Source organism: Streptomyces sp. 11x1 (assembly GCF_032598905.1).
In the GTDB taxonomy this organism is placed as follows: domain Bacteria; phylum Actinomycetota; class Actinomycetes; order Streptomycetales; family Streptomycetaceae; genus Streptomyces.
Map to the genome: position 1 here is coordinate 1,161,683 of NZ_CP122458.1, position 19,232 is coordinate 1,180,914.

The window sequence follows — 19,232 nt, forward strand, 5'->3', positions numbered from 1 at the left end:
TGGGTGCGGGTGGGACCCATATAAGGCTGTCCGTCCGGTACAGAGTAACCAAATGAGCGGGTGGCCGCTCGATGGGGCTGAAAACACGAGGTAACTGTCTTGAGTCGTTCAGTGCCCAGCAAGCCCCACCCTAGGGCAAGTTGCCCCATTTGTTCGGTTTCTCATCACTCGTTCGGCTCAGTACTCGACCCCCGCACCGTTCCGACAACCCATCGGATCGCCGTGCCCGGTACGCAGTTCAGGTCCTGTTGGCCGAATCGCAAGCCGACCATGATCTGCTCATGTGTCGCAACGGCATTTCTCGCGGGCGGACTCGGGAGGACCGGCGGATGGAACTGCGCGGCGTCGAGGAGCTGATGGACCTGCTGCACGCCTGCCGGGGCGGCGGCCCGACTGCGGACCGCCGCGGGGGCGCCGCGGTCGATCCGTACGAACACGCGCTGCAGACCGCCGCGCTGTTGCGCCGAGGCCGGCCCGCCGACAAGGAACTGCAGGTGGCGGGCCTGGTGCACGCCATCGGACGGCTGCTCCGTCCGGGTGACGACACCGGCCACGCCGACCTGGCCGCCGACACGGTGCGCCCCCTGCTCGGCGAGCGGGTGGCCCGGCTCGTACGCCTGCACGCCCTCGGCGCGGACGATCTGGTGCGGCTGCACGCGGGCGGGTGGGCGGACGCCACGCTCGTCGAGGACGTGCTGGCCCTGCGGCACGCGGACGAGGCGGGGTGGACCCCCGGCATGGAGGCCGGGGTCCTGGAGGACTGGCGGACGGTGCTGGAGTTGGTGGCGGACCGGGCGAGGGCGGCTCACCACTTGCCGGGCACGTAGTCCTTCAGGAAGATGCCGTACAGGTCCTCGCCCTGCTCGCCGCGGACGACGGGGTCGTAGACGCGGGCCGCGCCGTCCACGAGGTCGAGCGGGGCGTGGAAGCCCTCGTCGGCGAGGCGCAGCTTGTCGAAGTGGGGGCGCTCGTCGGTGATCCAGCCGGTGTCGACGGAGGTCATGAGGATGCCGTCGGTCTGGAACATCTCCTGCGCGCTGGTCCGCGTGACCATGTTCATCGCGGCCTTGGCGGCGTTGGTGTTCGGGTGCCCCGCGCCCTTGTAGCCACGGCCGAAGACGCCTTCCATCGCCGAGACGTTCACGACGTACGCGCGTCCGCTTCTCGCCTTGCGGGCGGCGTCGGCCATGGCCGGGCGGAGCTTGCTGATCAGGATGAACGGTGCCGTGTAGTTGCACAGCTGGGTCTCCAGCAGTTCCACCGGCGAGATCTGCTCGATGGTCTGCACCCAGGTGTTGGTGTCGACGACGTCGGGGACGAGACCGCCCGCGTCGATGGCGGTGCCGTCGAGGTGCCGGGCGACGCTGGCGTTGCCCGCGACCAGGGCGAGGTCGGCGACCTGCTGCGCGTCGAGGCCGCTGGTGCCGAGGGGCAGCGCGGCGGGCCCGCCGAGATCACCGACGGCGCCGGAGTTGAAGGCGCCGATGACGTGGTGCGCGGGGAGCTCCCCGGCGGGCAGCGGGGCGCTCTCCCCGTCCACCAGGGCGGCGTACGCGGAGGGCAGCCGGCGTACGGTCTGGGTCGCGTTGTTGATGAGGACGTCGAGGGGGCCGGCCTCGGCGATCTGGTCGGCGAGGGCGACGGCCTGCGCCGGGTCGCGCAGGTCGATGCCGACGACCTCCAGCCGGTGCATCCAGTCCCCCGAGTCGTCCATGGCCTTGAAGCGGCGGATGGCGTCCTTGGGGAAGCGGGTGGTGATCGTGGTGTGCGCGCCGTCGCGCAGCAGGCGCAGGGCGATGTACATGCCGATCTTGGCCCGGCCGCCGGTGAGCAGGGCGCGCTTGCCGGTGAGGTCGGCGCGGACGTCGCGCTTGGCGCGGTTCAGGGCAGCGCAGTCCTGGCAGAGCTGGTGGTAGAAGTAGTCGACTTCCACGTACCGGGTCTTGCAGGTGTAGCAGGAGCGCGGGCGCTGGAGTATCCCCGCGATCTTCCCCGCCTCCGTGACGGACGACGGCAGGATGCCCTCGGTCTCGTCGTCGATGCGCTGGGCGGAGCCGGTCGCCGTGGCCTCGGTGACCGCTTTGTCGTGGGCGGTCTTGGCGGCGCGGCGTTCCTGGCGGCGGCGCTGCTTGACCGTGCGGTAGACGCCGGCGGTCGCCCGGCGCACGGCGATCGCGTCCGGGTGGTCGACGTCCAGCTTGTCGAGCTCCTCCAGCACGCTGAGACACACGGCGAGCCGGTCCGGGTCGATGCCGGGGCCGTACACGACCTCGTCCGTGGTCGCGGGGCCGTCCTCTGTCACCGTCATCGCGCTGCCGTTTCCCTGATCACGTGCGGCGCGCCGGCCGCATCCGCTGTCGAACGGGGAATTGTACGGAGCGGAGGCTGTGGTGACCAAACTTCGGGTGCGGGTCCGGTGGAGGCTGGTCGCGCAGTTCCCCGCGCCCCTGAAAAGCAGGGGCTGCGCCCCATGCTTTTCAGGCCCGCAGGGCCGTGGTCTTTCAGACCCGCAGGGCCGTGGTCTTTCAGGCCCGCAGGGCCTGGGTTTTCAGGGGCGCGGGGAACTGCGCGAGAAGCCCCACGCACCCGCATCCGACAACGCACCCCCATGCGTCACACCTCACACGCCACCAACAGCTCCCGCACCTCCCGCGTGACCGCCGCGGACAGTCGCTCCAGGTCCGGGACGGCCTCCCCGTCGGCGACCAGCCCGTAGTGGACGCTCCCCCGGTACGTGGAGACGGCCACCGCGAGGGACTGCCCGTGGGCCAGCGGAGCGAGGGGGTAGATCTCGGCCAGCGGGCAGCCGCCGAGCCGGAGGCCGAGGCTGGGCAGGGGGACGCTGGTGACGAGGATGTCGAACCAGAGGCGCGCGGCCTGACTGACCAGCGGCCCTCCGAGCCGGTGACCGAGCGGCAGCACGTGGTCGGCGAGCAGGGCCACCGCGCCCGCGCCCCGGTTGGGCCCCGCCTCCTTGTTGCGGTCCATCGCCGCACGCACCGTACGCAGCCTGCGCAGCGGGTCCGGATCGTCCACCGGCAGTTTCATCAGGTACCCGGAGAGCCGGTTGCCCTGCGGGTGCGCCGTGCGCGGCCGGCGCTTGGAGACGGGGATCAGCGCCCGGGGCGCGACCCCTTCGCTGCCGTCCCCGCGCTCGTCCAGCCACCGGCGCAGCGCGCCCGCCACCACGGCGATGAGGACGTCGTTGACGGTGCCGCCGACGGTCTTGCGGATCCGGTGCACGTCGTCCAGGTCCACGAGCACCCCGGCGGTACGGCGGGTGCCGCTCGCCCCGGAGGTCAGCGCGGCCGGGGACCGGGCGCCGAGGCTCGCGTCGAGCGTGGTGCGGGCGACGGAGGCGCCGATGTCGAGGGCGCGCCCGAGGTCGGAGAGGGTGCCCCTGACCAGGTCGGGGAGTTTGCGTACGTCGTCGAGGAGGCCGCGGGGAGGCTCGGCGGGGCGGGGCCGGGGCGCGGGCATGTCGATGGGGTCCATGACGGCGGCGGCGAGCGTCAGCGCGCGCAGTCCGTCGGCGAGGGCGTGGTGGAACTTGAAGAGCACGGCGAAGGAGGTGCCGTCCTCCCCCGGCAGCACATGCGCCTCCCAGGGCGGCCGGCCGCGCTCCAGCGGGCGCTCCATCAGCCGTCCGGCCACGGTGTGGAAGTCGGCGGCCGGCGCGTGCAGCCGCACGTGGTCGAAGGGCTCGAAGTCGGCGACGGGCTCCCGGGTCGCGCCGCCGAACGCCAGGGGCAGCCGGACGTCCGGGAGCCACACGTCCCGGATCCGCATCCGCAGCGCGGGCACCGCGGCGGCCCGCGTGGCGAGCAGTTCGGCGGCGTGGGCGCCCGCGGTGGGCGAGTTCGCCGTGAAGACGCCGAGGGCGGCCAGGTGCATGGGGTGTTCGGCGGACTCGATGTTCCAGAACGCAAGGTCGAGGGGGGCGAGCAGGTCAGAAGTCAATGGCTTGCCTCGCGTCGACGACGGGTGAGTCGGTAGTCAATCGCTGATGCCCGATTACGGTCAAGTACGATCAAGCTACGCACAGTTAACAACAGGTTAAGTCCCGCCTCCGAGAAAAGGCGGGACCCATGGGACATCTGTGTGCACTACGGTCACCCTGAAGGGCTAGGTGCCCCGTCCAGGACACCTGCCGGCCCTCGCTAGGACACCTGCTGGCCCTTGCCCAGCGCGATCACTCCGCCCCGGGAGACGGTGTACAGCTCGGCGTCCCGCTCGGGGTTGACTCCGATGGTGGCGCCCGGAGGCACCTGGACGTTCTTGTCGAGCACGGCTCCCCGGACGACCGCACCCCGCCCGATGTGGACGTTGTCGTGCAGGACCGAGCCCTGGACGACCGCGCCCGGGTCCACGACGACCCCCGGGGAGAGCACCGACCGCGTGACCTGGCCACGGATCAGACAGCCCGCGCTGATGATCGACTCACTCGCCATCCCGCCCGCGTTGAAACGGGCCGGGGAGAGCTGGCCGGAGCTGGTGTAGATGGGCCAGCTGCGGTTGAAGAGGTTGAAGGCGGGGCGCTCGGCGATGAGATCCATATGGGCGTCGTAGTAGGCGTCGAGGGTGCCGACGTCCCGCCAGTAGCCCTGGTCACGGGTGGTCTCGCCCGGCACGTGGTTGGCACTGAAGTCGTACAGCTGGGCCTCCCCCCGCTCGGTGAGCTGGGGCAGGATCGAGCCGCCCATGTCGTGGACGGAGTCCTCGTCCTCCGCGTCCCGCTGGAGCGCCTCCACCAGGGCCTTGGTGGTGAAGATGTAGTTGCCCATCGAGGCGAACACGCATTCGGGGTCGTCGACCAGGCCCGGCGGGTCGGCGGGCTTCTCCAGGAAGCGTTCGACGGTCCGGCCGTCGGAGCCGGGCGTGATCACTCCGAAGGAGGACGACTCCCCGCGCGGCACCCGGATACCGGCCACCGTCACACCCGCGCCGCCCTCGATGTGCTGCGCCAGCATCTGGCGGGGGTCCATGCGGTACACGTGGTCGGCGCCGAAAACGGCCACGTACTCGGGCTGTTCGTCGTGGACCAGGTTCAGGGACTGCAGGAGGGCGTCGGCGCTGCCCAGGTACCAGCGCGGGCCGAGCCGCTGCTGGGCCGGGACCGGGGTGACGTAGTTGCCCAGCAGGCTCGACATCCGCCAGGTCGTGGTGATGTGCCGGTCCAGCGAGTGCGACTTGTACTGCGTGAGCACGCAGATGCGCAGGATGTCCGCGTTGACGAGATTGGACAGGACGAAGTCCACCAGGCGGTACGTACCGCCGAAGGTCACCGCTGGTTTCGCGCGGTCGGCCGTGAGGGGCATCAACCTCTTGCCCTCACCGCCCGCCAGTACGATTCCCAGCACCGAAGGTCCACCGCGCCGCATGCCGCCGCCCCTCTACGCCCGGTCGTGCCGAACGCTGTTCCTGACTGCTCTGTGACTACCCCTGTTCGAGGACTTCCTCATAAAGCCGGACGGTCCGCCGGGCCACCGCGTCCCAGCCGAACTCCCGCACCGCGCGCTCCCGGCCGGCCTCACCCATCCGGGCGGCCGTCGCGGGGTCGGCGAGCACCGAGTCCAGGGCCCGGGCCAGTCCGTATTCGAAGTCGTCCTCGGTCGGTACGAGGAGGCCCGTGACACCGTGCTCCACCACTTCCGGTATACCTCCGACCCGCGAGGCCACCACGGCCGTGCCACATGCCATGGCCTCCAGGTTGACAATACCGAGCGGCTCGTACACCGACGGGCAGACGAACACCGCCGCATGGGTGAGAAGCTGTATCACGTCCGGGCGGGGCAGCATCTGCGGTATCCAGAACAGGCCCTTGCGCACGCGGCTCAGTTCCGCGAAGAGGTCGCGGAACTCCTGGTCGATCTCCGGAGTGTCGGGGGCGCCCGCGCAGAGCACGACCTGCGCGGCCGGATCGATGTCCCGCACGGCGCGCAGCAGGTGGGGCACGCCCTTCTGCCGGGTGATACGGCCGACGAACAGGACGTACGGACGGTCGGGGTCGACGCCGAGGCGGTCGAGGACGTCCGTTCCGTGGTCCGGCCGGTAGAGCGAGGTGTCGATGCCGTTGTGCACGACATGGAGCCGCGCCGGGTCCAGGGCGGGGTAGCAGCCGAGGATGTCGTCGCGCATGGCGCCGGAGACGGCGATCACCGCGTCGGCGGACTCGATCGCGGTGCGCTCGGCCCAGCTGGACAGGGCGTAGCCGCCGCCGAGTTGCTCGGCCTTCCAGGGGCGCAGCGGTTCCAGCGAGTGGGCGGTCATCACGTGCGGGACACCGTGCAGCAGTTTGCCGAGGTGGCCGGCCAGGTTGGCGTACCAGGTGTGCGAGTGGACCAGTTCGCGGCCCCGGAGGCCGGCGGCGACGGAGAGGTCCACGGAGAAGGTGCGCAGCGCGTCGTTGGCGCCGTCGAGCGCGGACCAGGGCCGGTGGCGCACGACACCACCGGCGGCGCCCTCTCCCCAGCAGTGCACGTCGAGATCGACCAGGGATCTCAACTCGTGGGCGAGGAACTCGACATGGACGCCCGCGCCGCCGTAGACGTCGGGCGGATACTCCCGGGTCAGCAGGCCGACTCGCACCCGGAACCCCCTGTCTCAGCGGCTGGTTCCCACATGGTCACCCAGAAGGGTCAGTTGGGGAAGACCACGACGTTCGCGCGGGCGCACGCTCCGGGGTCAGGAGCGAGGGCCGGGGCGGGCGTCGGTACCGGGCGGCCGGTCGAAGCAGCAGTCGCCGCACAGTCCGCCGCCGGGCAGCCGGTAGTAGAGGCAGCAGCTGCGGCGGCGACGGGTGGCCGGGTCGAGCGTGCCGGCCAGGGTGGGGTGCGCGAACAGCTCGGCGGCGCATGCCCGTGCCCGACTCGCCACCTCGGTACGGCCGTTGACGGCCGCCCACCGGTCGATCTGACGCACGGCGCCCATCAGCGCGGAGGCCGCGTTCCCCCACAGCAGCCGCTCGGAAAGCGGCAGTTGAGCACGGAGGGCCGCCGCCAGCGGTACCAGATGGCCCTCCCGTACGACCTCGCCGATCCGCTCGGCGGGCAGGCCGCGCACCTCCGCCAGCCACAGTTCGTCGGGGGCGCTCGCGTCGGCGTCCCAGCGCAGGAGACGGGGGTCGAGGTCGGGGACGCGGCCGTACAGGGCGGCCGACCCCAGGGCCACCGACCACAGGCGGGCGGTGAAGCCGAGGTGGGCGATGGACGCGGCCACCCGGAGCTCGGGCGCCCGGAGACTGCGGGCGACCTTGCGGACACGGAAAATTACCGGATTCGCGTAAACCTCCGGTTCCACATCGGCATCCCGTGCCGCGTAGGCCTCCGCGAGCGTCGGCGGACCGTCGTGCGGTGGTCGCCCCGTGCGTAGTACGAAGAAGCCGCCGAGGGACGAGAGGGCGCCGAGGCCGGGGTCGTGATCCACGAGGACGAGTAGTACCAGGGGCCGGGTCCTTGTCCAGCCGGTGGAGTGCACCCCGTGTCGCCCCCCTCAGGGATGACGACGGGCCCCTCGTACTCCAACGGCAGTAGGACCAATTGAGTGCTGAGGTACGACGACGCCGACGCCCATCCGAGGCATCGTGGTCACTATGAGAGCCGAGCGTTCACCACGCCGGGGCTGGAGCCCCCGCGCCTCGCTGAGGAGCCGCGCATGAGCGCCCTCGCGTTGTCCGTACTGCTGTCGTTCGTCTCCGCCGTGGCCTACGCGGGCGGGGCGATCGTCCAGGAGCGCGTCGCGGTGTCCCTGCCCGGCCAGTCCTACGCGCCGCTGCGCCGGCCGGCGTGGTGGGCCGCCGTCGGCCTCAACGGCCTCGGCGGGCTGCTGCACGTGGTGGCTCTGGCCTACGGCCCGCTGAGCCTGGTGCAGCCGCTCGGCGCGCTGACCATCGTCTTCGCCCTGCCCATGGCGGCGCTCTTCGTGGGCCGCAGGGCCGGTGCGACGGCCTGGCGGGGCGCGATCATGGCGACGGTGGGTCTCGCGGGTCTGCTCTCCCTGGTCGGCTCGGCCGACGCCCAGTCGCTGGGCGACATCCAGCGGGTGCTGGTCGGCGTGGGCAGCGGGGGCGCGGTGGCCGCGCTGATGGTGGCGGCACGCGCCGCGCACCGGCACCCGGCGGTCCGCAGCATCCTGCTCGCGGTCGCCTCCGGTGTCGCGTTCGGCATGTCCTCGGTCTTCACCAAGACGGTCGCCGTCGACTGGACGGACGGCGTCGCGCTCGCCGACCTGTCGACCCTCGCGGTCATCGGCGTCTTCGCGACGGCCGGTCTGCTGCTGTCCCAGGCCGCCTACCGGGGCGGCGGCCTGGCGGCCCCGCTCGCCACCCTGACCGTGGTGAACCCGGTGGTGGCGGCCGCGGTCGGCATCACGATGTTCGGCGAGACGTTCCGCTACGGCACGACCGGCACCCTGCTCGCCCTGGGCTGCGGTGTCGTCGCGGCGGGCGGTCTGATCCTGCTGACCATCGAGCGGCTCGGCGACGAGGTGCGGACGGAGCGGGACGACGAGCGACGGCCGGTCCCGTCCGTCGGGCAACCGGCGGCGACGATCTCCGGGCGGGCGACGGCCGGTGTCGACCCGGAGTCGCTCACCGTGGAGAAGCTGCTCGCGGGGCTGCCGCACCAGACCTTCGGGGCGCCGGAGAGGGTAGAGGGCTCGATCGACCTGGACAAGTCCGTGGTCGTACCGGCCCCGTTCCTCGGGCGGATGCCGGAGTACAAGCCGGAGTACGAGGGCGACGCCCTGCCCGGCAACCTGCTGCCGCTGCCCTTCCAGGGCGGGCCGTACGTGCCGAGGGCACTCCTGGACCGGCATCGTGACCGCGTGAAATCCTGAGCGGGAGGCCCGGACCGGGCCTCCCGCACCACGTTAGATCCGAACCCCTCCCGCCCGTAGATAGGCGATCGGATCGATGTCGCTGCCGAAGCCGGGCCCCGTCCGTACCTCGAAGTGCAGATGCGGGCCCGAGCTGTTGCCCGTGGAACCGGACCGGCCTATGCGCTGGCCGGCGCTCACGTTCTGCCCGGCCTTCACGGAGATCGCCGACAGATGGGCGTACTGCGTGTACCGGCCGTCGGCGTGCCGGATCACCACCTGGTAGCCGAAGGAGCCGCCCCAGCCCGAGGTGACCACCTCCCCCGCAGCCACGGACTTGACCGTGCTACCGGTCGACACGGGGAAGTCGACGCCCGTGTGGTAGCCCTTCGACCAGGAAGAGCCGGAGGCGCGGTAGGGGGTGCCGAGGGAAGCGCTCACAGGAGCGACGAGGGACGCCGACTCCTGCCGCTTGTCGGACGCCTGCTGCTTCTGCCCCTTCTGGCCCTGCTTCTTTTCCTGCTTCTTTTCCTGTTTCTTCTCCTGCTTCTGTTCGTTCTTCCGATCTTGTTTCTGTTCCTTCTTCTGGCCTGCCGTGTGCAGGCTCAGGCGCTGGCCAGGGAATATCACGTCCGGGTCGGACCCTATGGTCCTGCGGTTGGCCTCGTAGAGCTTGCGCCAACCGCCCCTGACGTCCTGGGAGCCGGCGATCTCGGAGAGGGTGTCGCCACGGACCACCGTGTACATCTCGACCTTGCCGGCCTGCGACTGGGGCGTGGTCTGGGGCTTCACGTCCTCGATCTGGCGGGTGGGCCCGTCGCCGCCGCGGGTGAGGCCCGCGCGCTGCGAGCAGACGGGCCAGGCATCGGGGCCCTGGCCGTCGAGGACCTTCTCGGCGATCGCGATCTGCTGTTCCTTGGTGGCCAGATCCGCGCGGGCGGCGTACGCCGTACCGCCGAAGGCCTCCCACGTGGACTGGCTGAACTGCAGGCCGCCGTAGTAGCCGTTGCCGGTGTTGATGTTCCAGTCGTTGGTGGACTCACATGCCGCGACCTTGTCCCAGGTCTCGACATCGGCCGCTTCCGCGACGCCGGTGCCCATCAGCGGGAGCGCCATCCCCGCGCCGCCCGCCGTGACGGTGAGCGAGGCGCGGTTGATCCTGTTCGGTTGGTACCGCCGGTGCCGACCGCGTACGGCCATGGAGTATCCCCCTCGCCTATGCAGTGAGCCGCAAAAGTAAGCGCAGCGAACCGGCCAGGACAAGACGAAAATTCAGCCGCTCCCGTCCCGTGTGTGGCGGGTAAGCGACCTGATCCGGCGCGTAAGTGCTCCCGTCCGGCGCGCGAGTGACCAGGGACGGCGCGCAACGCATCGGGTTGCGCGCCCCATTGAGGCAGGTAGGGCTCTTCCTGCGTACTCAAGCCCGGCAGGCCGCGCAGTGCGGACGGGGCCGGTGCACGTCAGGATGGCCGGAAGGACAATACTGGCGGGCAGGAACGGCACCACCGAAATCAGGATCCATAGGAGCCAACCGTATGAGCACTTCAGCCCAGATCGGCGTCACCGGCCTCGCGGTCATGGGGAGCAACCTCGCCCGCAACTTCGCCCGCAACGGCTACACGGTCGCGGTCCACAACCGCTCCGCGGCGAAGACCCACGCGCTGATCAAGGAGCACGGGCACGAGGGCGACTTCATCGCGGCCGAGACCGCCAAGGACTTCGTCCAGGCGCTGGAGCGCCCCCGGCGCCTGGTCGTCATGGTGAAGGCGGGCGGCCCGACGGACGCGGTGATCGAGGAGTTCGCGCCGCTCCTGGAGCCCGGAGACATGATCATCGACGGTGGCAACGCGCACTTCGCCGACACCCGCCGCCGTGAGGCCGCGCTGCGCGAGCAGGGCATCCACTTCGTCGGCGCCGGCATCTCCGGCGGCGAGGAGGGCGCGCTCAACGGACCGAGCATCATGCCCGGCGGCCCGGTCGAGTCGTACGACTCCCTCGGCCCGATGCTGGAGAAGATCTCCGCGAAGGCCGCCGACGGCGCGCCCTGTGTCACGCACGTGGGTCCCGACGGTGCCGGGCACTTCGTGAAGATGGTCCACAACGGCATCGAGTACGCCGACATGCAGCTGATCGGCGAGGCGTACCAGCTGCTGCGCGACGTGGCCGGCTACACCCCCGCGCAGATCTCCGAGATCTTCCGCACCTGGAACACCGGGCGCCTCGACTCGTACCTGATCGAGATCACGGCCGAGGTGCTGGCGCACGTGGACGCGGCCACCGGCAAGCCGTTCGTGGACGTGGTCGTCGACCAGGCGGAGCAGAAGGGCACCGGCCGCTGGACCGTCCAGATCGCGCTGGACCTGGGCGTTCCGGTGTCCGGTATCGCCGAGGCCGTCTTCGCGCGCTCCCTGTCGGGTCACGCCGCGCTGCGCGACGCCTCGCGTTCGCTGGCCGGCCCCAAGGCCGCCCCGCTCAGCGCGGCCGAGGCGGGCGCCTTCGCCGACCGGGTCGAGCAGGCGCTGTACGCCTCCAAGATCGTGTCGTACACCCAGGGCTTCCACGAGATCGACGCCGCGCGCGACGAGTACGACTGGAACATCGACCTGGGCAAGGTCGCCTCGATCTGGCGTGGCGGCTGCATCATCCGGGCGGCGTTCCTGGACCGGATCCGCGCGGCCTACGACGCCCGGCCCGACCTGCCGAGCCTGCTCTCCGACGAGACGTTCGCCCAGGAGATCGCGGCGGCGCAGGACGACTGGCGCGAGGTGCTGGTCGCCGCGACGCGGCAGGGTGTGCCGACGCCCGGGTTCGCGGCGGCGCTGGCGTACTACGACGCGCTGCGCGCCGAGCGGTTGCCCGCGGCGCTCACGCAGGGGCAGCGGGACTTCTTCGGGGCGCACACGTACCGCCGGGTGGACCGGGAGGGGTCGTTCCACACGCTGTGGGGGCAGGGCCGCGGTGAGGTCGAGGCCTGAGGCCGACTGACCGAGGACCGCGCGAGGGGGTCGGGGTGCTGACCGGTTGGCGGCCGCAGCTCGGTTGCGGCTGGTGGCGCCCGCGCGGCGGAGCCACACATGTCACAGCCCCGCGCCCCTGAAGCTCGTTGATGTGGCCCGGTGTGAGCAGCTCACGCCGGGCCACTGTTCTGTCCACACCACTCCGCTACGACAGCGGCCCCGGCCTGGGTTCGCCCGGGACCGGATCCGGGCCCGGAGGGTTGGGAATGGGGTCCGGTTCCGGGGTGGGGCGGGGATCGGGGGTGGGGACGGGGTCGGGGAAGGGGGGCTCCGGGAAGGGTTCCGGGCGGTCGGGGCCCGGGCCCGGAGTGGGGCCGGGCTTCACGGGGTCCGGGTCGGGATGCGTCATCGCGTCCTCCAGCCAGGGATACGTCGGCCATGGACAGATGCCACGGGTACCCGTCGCCCGCACGGGCAGTCACCCGGTCGGCGGGCGAGGCGCGACCGCGCCCGCCGACGGGTCCCTCAGAAGCCCTCGGGGTGGGCGATCAACCAGTCCTTCGCGGCCCGCAGCAGCTCCGGATCGGCGGCCGGGGCCTCCTCGGGGTGGCGTTCGGCCCACTTCACGACGTACGGGCAGAGGGGGGCGACCACGACGCCCTCGCGGGCCGCGATGCCGTACAGCTCCCGGGCCAGTGAGCCCGCGATGCCCCGCCCCTCGTACGCGGGCTCGACGATCGTGTGGACCGGGACGAGCGCGTCCCGCGGGGAGGCGAGGACGAAGTACTGGATGTGACCGGCCAGTTCGCCGCCGGCGAAGGCCTCCAGTCGGCCGGCCGCCCGGTCGTCACGGATCTCTACGTCGCTCATGGCACTCCTCGCGTGCGGATCGGGGACGCCGGTCGCCTGCCCGAGGTCTCGGACGATGGTCGCCCCCGGGCCTCAGACGGTGACGGCCTGCGGGCTGCGCCGCTGGTCCGAACCCGGCACCGGCTCGGAGGCGTCCGAGCCCAGCGCCACGATCCGGTTGTCCTGGTCCACATGCACGACCCTGGGCTCCAGGGCGCGGGCCTCGGCGTCGGAGACCTGAGCGTAACTGATGATGATCACCAGATCCCCGGGATGGACGAGATGGGCCGCGGCCCCGTTGATCCCGATCACGCCGGAGCCCCGCTCGCCCTCGATGACGTAGGTCTCCAGCCGGGCGCCGTTGGTGATGTCGACGATGTGCACGAGCTCGCCCGGCAGCAGGTCGGCGGCGTCGAGCAGCTCGGCGTCGATGGTCACGGACCCGACGTAGTGCAGGTCGGCCTGGGTGACGGTGGCGCGGTGGATCTTGGACTTGAACATCGTACGCAGCATTTTGGACTCCTGAAAGACGGCTCCCTGCCTGCTTTGTGCAGGTCAAAGGCGGTTTTCACTCTACACGGGCACGCGTCGGAGTCGGTGATTGTGAGGAACATCGCTTCGCTCTGACGAGCAGGCTCCCAGCCTGCGATTCCGCGCGAACCCGGCTGTCATGCCGTCGCCGACCAAGCACCTGTTCCGACACCGGTGTCGGAATGCACGAGCACCGATGCCGACCGGATACCGACTTGCCTGACGACAAGTCGGGCGAGTCAACCCACCCCGTCGCCCCGGGGCTTCGCCCGGTCCTCCCAGAATGTGCGGACCTACGGCCGACTGATGCTCCACCGCCGTCTTGACCCGCGACCACGAGACGCTCTGCGGGGTGCGTCCGCGGGGCGGCCGAGCTGCCGGCCGACGCGCCAGGCGTGCTCGGTCAGCAGCACGGTGGAGGCAGTGACGAGGCAGATCGCCCACTGTGCGGGGCTGAGCGACACGGTGTCGAAGACTCCCTGGGCCATGGGCACTTGCACGGCGACGACCTGGAGGATCAGGACGGCGGCCAGGCAGATCCACAGGGTGCGGTTGCGCAGTTGGTGGCGGCCGAGGACGGGGCCGTCCTCGCCGCGCGCGGTCAGGGCGTTGCACAGCTGGAAGAGCACGAACGTGGTGAAGGCCATGGTGGCGGCGGTCGCGGGGTCGGTGAGGTGGCGGGCGCCGGCGAAGACGGCCAGAGTGCCTGCGGCCATGACCGCGCCGGACCGCGTGATGGCGGTCAGGCGGCGGGCGTTCAGAATACGTTCGCCGGGCGGGTGGGGCGGACGCCTCATCACGTTGTCCCGCGGAGGGTCGATGCCCAGAGCCATGGCGGGCGGCCCGTCCATGATGATGTTGACCCACAGCAGCTGGATCGCGGACATGGGCGCGGGCAGGCCGGCGAGCACGGTGGCGAGCAGGGTGAGGATGGCGCCGATGTTGGTGGACAGCTGGAAGCGGACGAAGGTGACGATGTTGTCGTAGATCGAGCGGCCCTCGCGCACCGCGCGGACGATGGTGGAGAAGTCGTCGTCGGTCAGGACCATGTCGGCGGCCTCTTTGGCCACGTCAGTCCCGGTGATGCCCATCGCGACGCCGATGTGGGCGGCGCGCAGGGCCGCGGCGTCGTTGACGCCGTCTCCGGTCATGGCCACGATGTGGCCCTTCGCGGAGAGCGCGCGGACGACGGTCACCTTGTGTTCGGGGGCGACGCGGGCGAAGACACCGATGTCCTCGATACGGTCCGCGAGCTCCCGCTCGCTCATCCGGACCAGTTCGGTGCCGGTGACGACGTCACCGGTGATGCCGAGTTCGCGGGCGATGGCGGCGGCCGTGTCCGCATGGTCACCGGTGATCATCTTGACGGTGACGCCGGCGGCCTGGGCCAGGGCGACGGCGTCGCGGACCTGAGGACGCGGGGGGTCGGCTATTCCCGCGATCGCGGTCAGGGTCAGTCCCGTCACCTCCCGGGGGTTCGGCCGGTCGGTGGTGGCGGTGGCCGCCCCGAGGACCCGCAGGCCCTGACCACCCATTCCCCGGGCAACGTGGGTGACCTCACGGCGCCGCTCGGCATCGAGGGGGACGCAGCCCTGAGCGGTCAGGACGTGGGTGCAGCGGTCCAGCAGGGCGTCGACGGCCCCCTTGGCGTGGACCCGGACGCGGCCGTCCGCGTCGGTGTGGAAGGTGGCCATGTACTTGGCGTCAGGGTCGAAGGGGATCTCACCGGTGCGTGGCGTGCGGTCGCGGAGTCCGGCATCGAGACCGGCCTTGGCGGCGAGTACGGCCAAGGCGGCCTCGGTGGGGTCTCCGATGACGCCGTCCGGGGTGATCCGGGCGTCGTTGCACAACGCGAACGGCAGCACCGCGTCGCGCAGGGCAGGCGGAGCCGCGTCATACGCGGGCGCGTCATGCGGCGTCATATCGCGGGTGGCCGCGTCAGGCAGGGCCGCATCGTGCGGGTCCCGGCCGTGCCGCTCGTCGGTGAGGCGGACGGCGCCGACGGTGTCGTAGCCCTCCCCGGTCACCTCATACACGCGCCCGGCGGCCCACAGGGCTCGGGTGGTCATCTCGTTCAGGGTCAGGGTGCCGGTCTTGTCGCTGCACACCACGGTCGCCGAGCCGAGTGCCTCGACGGAGGCCAGGCGTTTGACGATGGCGCCGCGGCGGGCCATGCGGTGGACGCCCAGGGCCAGCGTGAGCGCGAGAACGGCCGGCAGACCCTCGGGAATCGCGGCGACGGCCAGGGCCACCGCGCGCAGCGCGAGGTCGGCGAGCTCCTCGCCGCGCAGGAGGGCCACGAGCGTGTAGGCGGCCACAGCTATGCCGCTGACCAGGGCCAGACGCCGACCCAGGCTGTCCATCTGGACCTGCAGCGGGCTGGGTGGTTCCGCTCCGGTGCGCAGTGCCTCGGCGATCGCGCCGACCTCGGTGCGCATACCTGTGGCCGTGACGATCATCTCGGCTCGGCCGCGGGCCAGCGCGGTGTTCATGAAGAGCATGCCGGTGCGCTCGGCAACGGGTACGGGCTCGGCACCGTCGGCCTCGGTGGGCGCGGTCGTCTTGGCGACGGGCTGGGACTCGCCGGTCAGCGCGGCCTCGGCGGCCTCGACCGACTCGGCGACCACCAGGCGCCCGTCGGCCGGGACACGGTCGCCCGCTTCCAGAAGGACGATGTCGCCAGGGACCAGGGCATCGGCCTGGATCACCTTCACCTGGCTGTCCCGGCGCACGCGCGCGGTGGGGACCAGCATCTGGCGCAGCGCCTCCAGACTGCGCTCGGCACGGCGTTCCTGCAGGTAGCCGATGGTGGCGTTGATGAGCAGGACGACCGTGATGACGAGGGCGTCCTTGATCTCACCGATGATTCCGGCGACGACGGCCGCGGCGAGCAGGATGCCGATCAGCCAGCTGCGGAACTGGTCCAGCAGACGCAGCCACTGCGGCCGGCGCACCGGCTCGGCCAGTACGTTGGTGCCCCAGGCGGCGGCCCGCTGCTCGGCGTCCGCCGTGCTCAGGCCCGTGGCCGGGACCACCGCCAGTAAGCCCGCCACTTCGGCGGCGTCGCGCCGGTAGGCGTCCGCCTGCGGGGACGTCCGTACCGGCGGGGCATGACGTGCGGCCGGGGTCTGCTCGGACAGGGTGTGACTCCCGGCCGTGGGCTGCCGCTCGGGCCGGGTGTCTTTCCCGGCCGTGGACTGCTGCTCAGGCACGGTCACTCCTTGCCGCGGACGATGGTGACGGGGCAGTGGGCGTGGTGCAGCAGGGCCTGACTGACCGAGCCGAGCAGCAGCCCGGTGAAGCCGCCCCGGCCCCGGGCGCCGGTCACCACCAGTTGCGCGCCGCGACTGGCATCGATCAGGGCGGGGCGGATACGGGAACGCACCAGGCGCCGCTCGACCACGACCTCGGGATGGACCTTCCGCCAGGAGGCCACCGTCTCGTCCAGCAGGTGCTGCTCGGCCTCGCGAATACGGTCGATGTCCGCCACCACTGCGGTGAGGGGGTCGCCGGGGCCTTCGTAGGCACGCTCGCTGAAGGTGTTCCACACATGGAGGGCGACCAGCGGCGCCTTGCGCAGCGCCGCTTCGGCGAACGCGAACCCCACCGCCGCCTCGCCGGCTTCGGAGCCGTCCACGGCCAGGATCACCGCACCGGCCGGATCGGGGCGGCCCCGCACCACCATCAGCGGGCACCGGCCATGGGCGGCCAGATGCACCGCCGTCGAGCCCAGCAGCAGCCCGGAGAAGCTGCCCAGGCCCCGGCTGCCGACCACCGCCAGCGACGCCGACCGTGACTCGATCTCCAGCACCTCAAGCGCTTCCCCGGCCACCACCGACCGGGTGATCTCGATGCCCGGCGCGAGCGCGTGCGCCCGCTCCTCGGCGTGGGCCAGTGCACCCCGCACCATCGACTGCAGGCCGTGGCCGGCGGGGTCCCACGGTGGCGCACCGGCCGGCCGGTGTCCGGGCACCTGGCCGAAGGCGTGCACGATCCGCAGCCCCACCCCGCGCAGTTGCGCCTCACGGGCCGCGACCTCGACCGCGGCATTGCTGGAGGCGGAACCGTCCACGCCCACGATCACCGGATCACTCACCGTGTCACGGTCACTCACTGGATACTCCCATCCGGACCGTCGCCGACGCGCGGACCCTCGGTTCCCAGCCTCGGCGCGGCGAGCCGGTACGCCCAGGGGCCGTCAGTCCGTGCCCAGGGGCCACTCGGCCCTGTCGGACACCCCGGCGAGCGCACGACACGGATCATCTGCCACGCTGCCCCGCCCCCTGCTGTACATCCTGTACGACGGCTTGAGCACCCCGCGACGCCTGCCGAGATTCTTCACGACGGGCCGGGACCACGCCGCCCGGGACTTCGTCGACATCGGGGTTCTGACAAGATTTTCGTGGTGTCGTGTAGAGCGTGGTTGTGATCACGCGAGCAGGACGCGCTTGCGTAGGAGCGGGAAGCGAGCCCGGTTGAACATCTGCCGTTTGAGCATCTTGATCCGGTTGATGTGGCCCTCCACGACGCCTGAACTCCACGGCAGACTCAGCCCGGCGGTGACGGCGTCCATGTCGTGCTCGATGCCGCGGGCGAAGGAATGCAGATCGGGCAGCTCGTCCTGGCGGACGTCGGTGAGCCAGTCGGGGAGCTGGTGCGCGGACAGGTCGGCGAGCATCCGGGCGAAGGTGTGGACGTGTCCGGACAGGGCCTGCAGTTCCGGGCAGCGGGCCAGGATCGCTTTCAGCTGCCGCTTTTCGCCGTCGTCGAGGGTGTCGGGGTGCCGGGTGATCCAGCCAGTGATCTCGCGGATGCCCGGTGGGGCCGCGCGGGCGGGTGAACGCCCCTTGACCTGGCGAAAGCGCCGGAAGTAGGCGCACAGGCTGTTGTAGCTGCCCGGGTAGCCTTGGGCTTGGATCTCGGAGTGCAGTTGAACCAGGTTGGTCTGCCCCTCGGCCCACCGCTGGTGCAGGTACTCCTTGAACGGGTCCAGCCGGTTGCGGCGCCCCTGCCAGCGGTCGACGACCAGTTCCTGCCAGGTGGCAGCGCGCAGCAGCACCCGGACCCGGCGCGGGGTGATCCCCAGCCGGCGAGCGCTGGCCCGGATCCCGTAGCCCTGTTCGCGCAGTTGGTGCACGGCCGCGTACTGAGCGCGGGTGCGGTCGGCGTACCGGCCCTCGGGCTCCTTCGGAGGGCGGACCTGGCCGGCCAGGCTGATCTGCTCGGCCGGGGTGGGCACCGCGTCCACGGGCCCGTCGGGCCCGGGCTCCTTGCAGCAGCCCTGGTGGCGGCGCACGCACCGCTCGGCGGCCTGGACCAGGTTGTGCCACAGGTGCCAGCGGTCAGCGACCTGCACCGCCTGGGGCGCCCCGGCCGTGGCACCCTCCCCGTAGGCCTCAGCGCGGTCCCGGCAGATCACCTCCACACCCGGATGCCCGGCCAGCCACCCTGCCAGCGACGCGCCCTCCCGATCCGGCAGCAGGTCGACCGGCCTGCGCGTGACGCAGTCGACCAGGACGGTGCCGTAGACCTGCCCCCGGCGCAGCGCGAAGTCGTCCACCCCCAGCACCGTCGGCACCGCAGCCGGCGGATCGGGCAGCCGCATCACGAGATTCAACAGCGTGACCCAGCTCACCGCCTGGTGTAATCGCGCCGCCAGCCGGGCCCCGGCCCGCCCGCCCAGGGCCAGCGCGACCGCTTCCATCAGCTGCTGCAGCTGCGGGGTGCGTCGCTGGTAGCGCACCGTCAGCCCCTCCACCTGCTCCACGAACGTCGCCCGCGGACACCGGAGGTTGCCGCAGTACCAGCGGCGCACCGACAAGTCGACGACCACCGGGCGCCCGCCCACCTGGCAGTCGTCGAGATGCCGCACATACCGGCTGTGCTCGTGCCGCGAGGCCACCCCACAGTCCGGACAGACCACTGGGCCCCCGCACGTGCGCGCGGTGATCCGCAACAGCCCCTCTCCGGCCACCACTTCCTCGACCTGTACCGCGGCCAGATGCGGCAGCAGCGTCGTCAACGAGACCTCACACACCACCAGCCTGCACCACACCTGACGCCACGCCAGCGGCCGAAAGA

General features: G+C 71.5%; 14 protein-coding genes. 3 read left to right on the forward strand and 11 right to left on the reverse strand.

All coding sequences use genetic code 11. The features are described from left to right. Positions 1-329 precede the first annotated feature (329 nt). Positions 330-827 carry a hypothetical protein gene (locus P8T65_RS05515; protein ID WP_316724263.1) on the forward strand — a complete coding sequence of 166 codons (498 nt, stop codon included), beginning with the start codon at positions 330-332 and terminating at the stop codon, positions 825-827. On the opposite strand, the gene P8T65_RS05520 is transcribed toward P8T65_RS05515, so the two are convergent. The 5 genes from P8T65_RS05520 to P8T65_RS05540 form a co-directional block, all read right to left on the reverse strand. Further along, positions 806-2,308, reverse strand: a complete 1,503-nt coding sequence (locus tag P8T65_RS05520; RefSeq protein ID WP_316724264.1) for an SDR family NAD(P)-dependent oxidoreductase — start codon at positions 2,306-2,308, stop codon at positions 806-808. The genes P8T65_RS05515 and P8T65_RS05520 overlap by 22 nt on opposite strands. A gap of 305 nt (positions 2,309-2,613) precedes the next feature. Further along, entirely contained in the window at positions 2,614-3,960 is a 1,347-nt protein-coding gene (locus tag P8T65_RS05525) for a wax ester/triacylglycerol synthase family O-acyltransferase (protein WP_316724265.1), read from the reverse strand. 200 nt (positions 3,961-4,160) lie between these two features. Further along, on the reverse strand, positions 4,161-5,381 hold the full coding sequence (gene glgC / locus P8T65_RS05530) for a glucose-1-phosphate adenylyltransferase (protein WP_230222519.1): 1,221 nt from the start codon (positions 5,379-5,381) through the stop codon (positions 4,161-4,163). 55 nt (positions 5,382-5,436) lie between these two features. Further along, entirely contained in the window at positions 5,437-6,588 is a 1,152-nt protein-coding gene (gene glgA, locus P8T65_RS05535; RefSeq protein ID WP_316724266.1) for a glycogen synthase, read from the reverse strand. 96 nt (positions 6,589-6,684) lie between these two features. Further along, positions 6,685-7,425 (reverse strand): (2Fe-2S)-binding protein, encoded by a 741-nt coding sequence (locus tag P8T65_RS05540; RefSeq protein WP_316724267.1) that lies wholly within the window; start codon positions 7,423-7,425, stop codon positions 6,685-6,687. Positions 7,426-7,653: 228 nt separating this feature from the next. Here P8T65_RS05540 and P8T65_RS05545 point away from each other — a divergent pair, with 228 nt between their 5' ends. Then, positions 7,654-8,835, forward strand: coding sequence for a DMT family transporter (locus P8T65_RS05545; RefSeq protein ID WP_316724268.1), 1,182 nt, complete (start codon positions 7,654-7,656; stop codon positions 8,833-8,835). A gap of 33 nt (positions 8,836-8,868) precedes the next feature. Here the strand turns inward: P8T65_RS05545 and P8T65_RS05550 are convergent, their stop codons facing one another. Beyond that, a complete protein-coding gene (locus P8T65_RS05550) occupies positions 8,869-10,014 on the reverse strand; it encodes a transglycosylase family protein (RefSeq protein ID WP_316724269.1) in 1,146 nt (381 codons plus the stop codon). Between the two features lie 335 nt (positions 10,015-10,349). Between P8T65_RS05550 and gndA the strand changes: the two genes are divergently transcribed. Beyond that, positions 10,350-11,789: an NADP-dependent phosphogluconate dehydrogenase gene (gene gndA, locus P8T65_RS05555; protein ID WP_316724270.1), complete on the forward strand. Its 1,440-nt coding sequence runs from the start codon at positions 10,350-10,352 to the stop codon at positions 11,787-11,789. Positions 11,790-12,296: 507 nt separating this feature from the next. Here gndA and P8T65_RS05565 read toward each other — a convergent pair. The 5 genes from P8T65_RS05565 to P8T65_RS05585 all read right to left on the reverse strand — a co-directional run bounded on the left by P8T65_RS05565 (position 12,297) and on the right by P8T65_RS05585 (position 19,191). Next, positions 12,297-12,641, reverse strand: a complete 345-nt coding sequence (locus tag P8T65_RS05565; protein ID WP_316724271.1) for a GNAT family N-acetyltransferase — start codon at positions 12,639-12,641, stop codon at positions 12,297-12,299. Between the two features lie 72 nt (positions 12,642-12,713). Beyond that, a complete protein-coding gene (panD, locus tag P8T65_RS05570; protein ID WP_184902292.1) occupies positions 12,714-13,133 on the reverse strand; it encodes an aspartate 1-decarboxylase in 420 nt (139 codons plus the stop codon). A gap of 311 nt (positions 13,134-13,444) precedes the next feature. Then, on the reverse strand, positions 13,445-16,363 hold the full coding sequence (locus tag P8T65_RS05575; protein WP_316724272.1) for a cation-translocating P-type ATPase: 2,919 nt from the start codon (positions 16,361-16,363) through the stop codon (positions 13,445-13,447). A gap of 2 nt (positions 16,364-16,365) precedes the next feature. Next, complete coding sequence (locus P8T65_RS05580) at positions 16,366-17,247, reverse strand: universal stress protein (RefSeq protein WP_316731487.1); 882 nt, start codon at positions 17,245-17,247, stop codon at positions 16,366-16,368. 333 nt (positions 17,248-17,580) lie between these two features. Continuing rightward, positions 17,581-19,191, reverse strand: coding sequence for an ISL3 family transposase (locus P8T65_RS05585; protein WP_316724273.1), 1,611 nt, complete (start codon positions 19,189-19,191; stop codon positions 17,581-17,583). Positions 19,192-19,232 lie beyond the last annotated feature (41 nt).

Excerpts from the sequence above, each read along its gene's own strand:
- P8T65_RS05515 (WP_316724263.1), top strand. The coding sequence starts at position 330 with ATGGAACTGCGCGGCGTCGAGGAGCTGATGGACCTGCTGCACGCCTGC.
- P8T65_RS05520 (WP_316724264.1), bottom strand. The coding sequence starts at position 2,308 with ATGACGGTGACAGAGGACGGCCCCGCGACCACGGACGAGGTCGTGTAC.
- glgC (WP_230222519.1), bottom strand. The coding sequence starts at position 5,381 with ATGCGGCGCGGTGGACCTTCGGTGCTGGGAATCGTACTGGCGGGCGGT.
- P8T65_RS05545 (WP_316724268.1), top strand. The coding sequence starts at position 7,654 with ATGAGCGCCCTCGCGTTGTCCGTACTGCTGTCGTTCGTCTCCGCCGTG.
- P8T65_RS05550 (WP_316724269.1), bottom strand. The coding sequence starts at position 10,014 with ATGGCCGTACGCGGTCGGCACCGGCGGTACCAACCGAACAGGATCAAC.
- gndA (WP_316724270.1), top strand. The coding sequence starts at position 10,350 with ATGAGCACTTCAGCCCAGATCGGCGTCACCGGCCTCGCGGTCATGGGG.
- P8T65_RS05565 (WP_316724271.1), bottom strand. The coding sequence starts at position 12,641 with ATGAGCGACGTAGAGATCCGTGACGACCGGGCGGCCGGCCGACTGGAG.
- panD (WP_184902292.1), bottom strand. The coding sequence starts at position 13,133 with ATGCTGCGTACGATGTTCAAGTCCAAGATCCACCGCGCCACCGTCACC.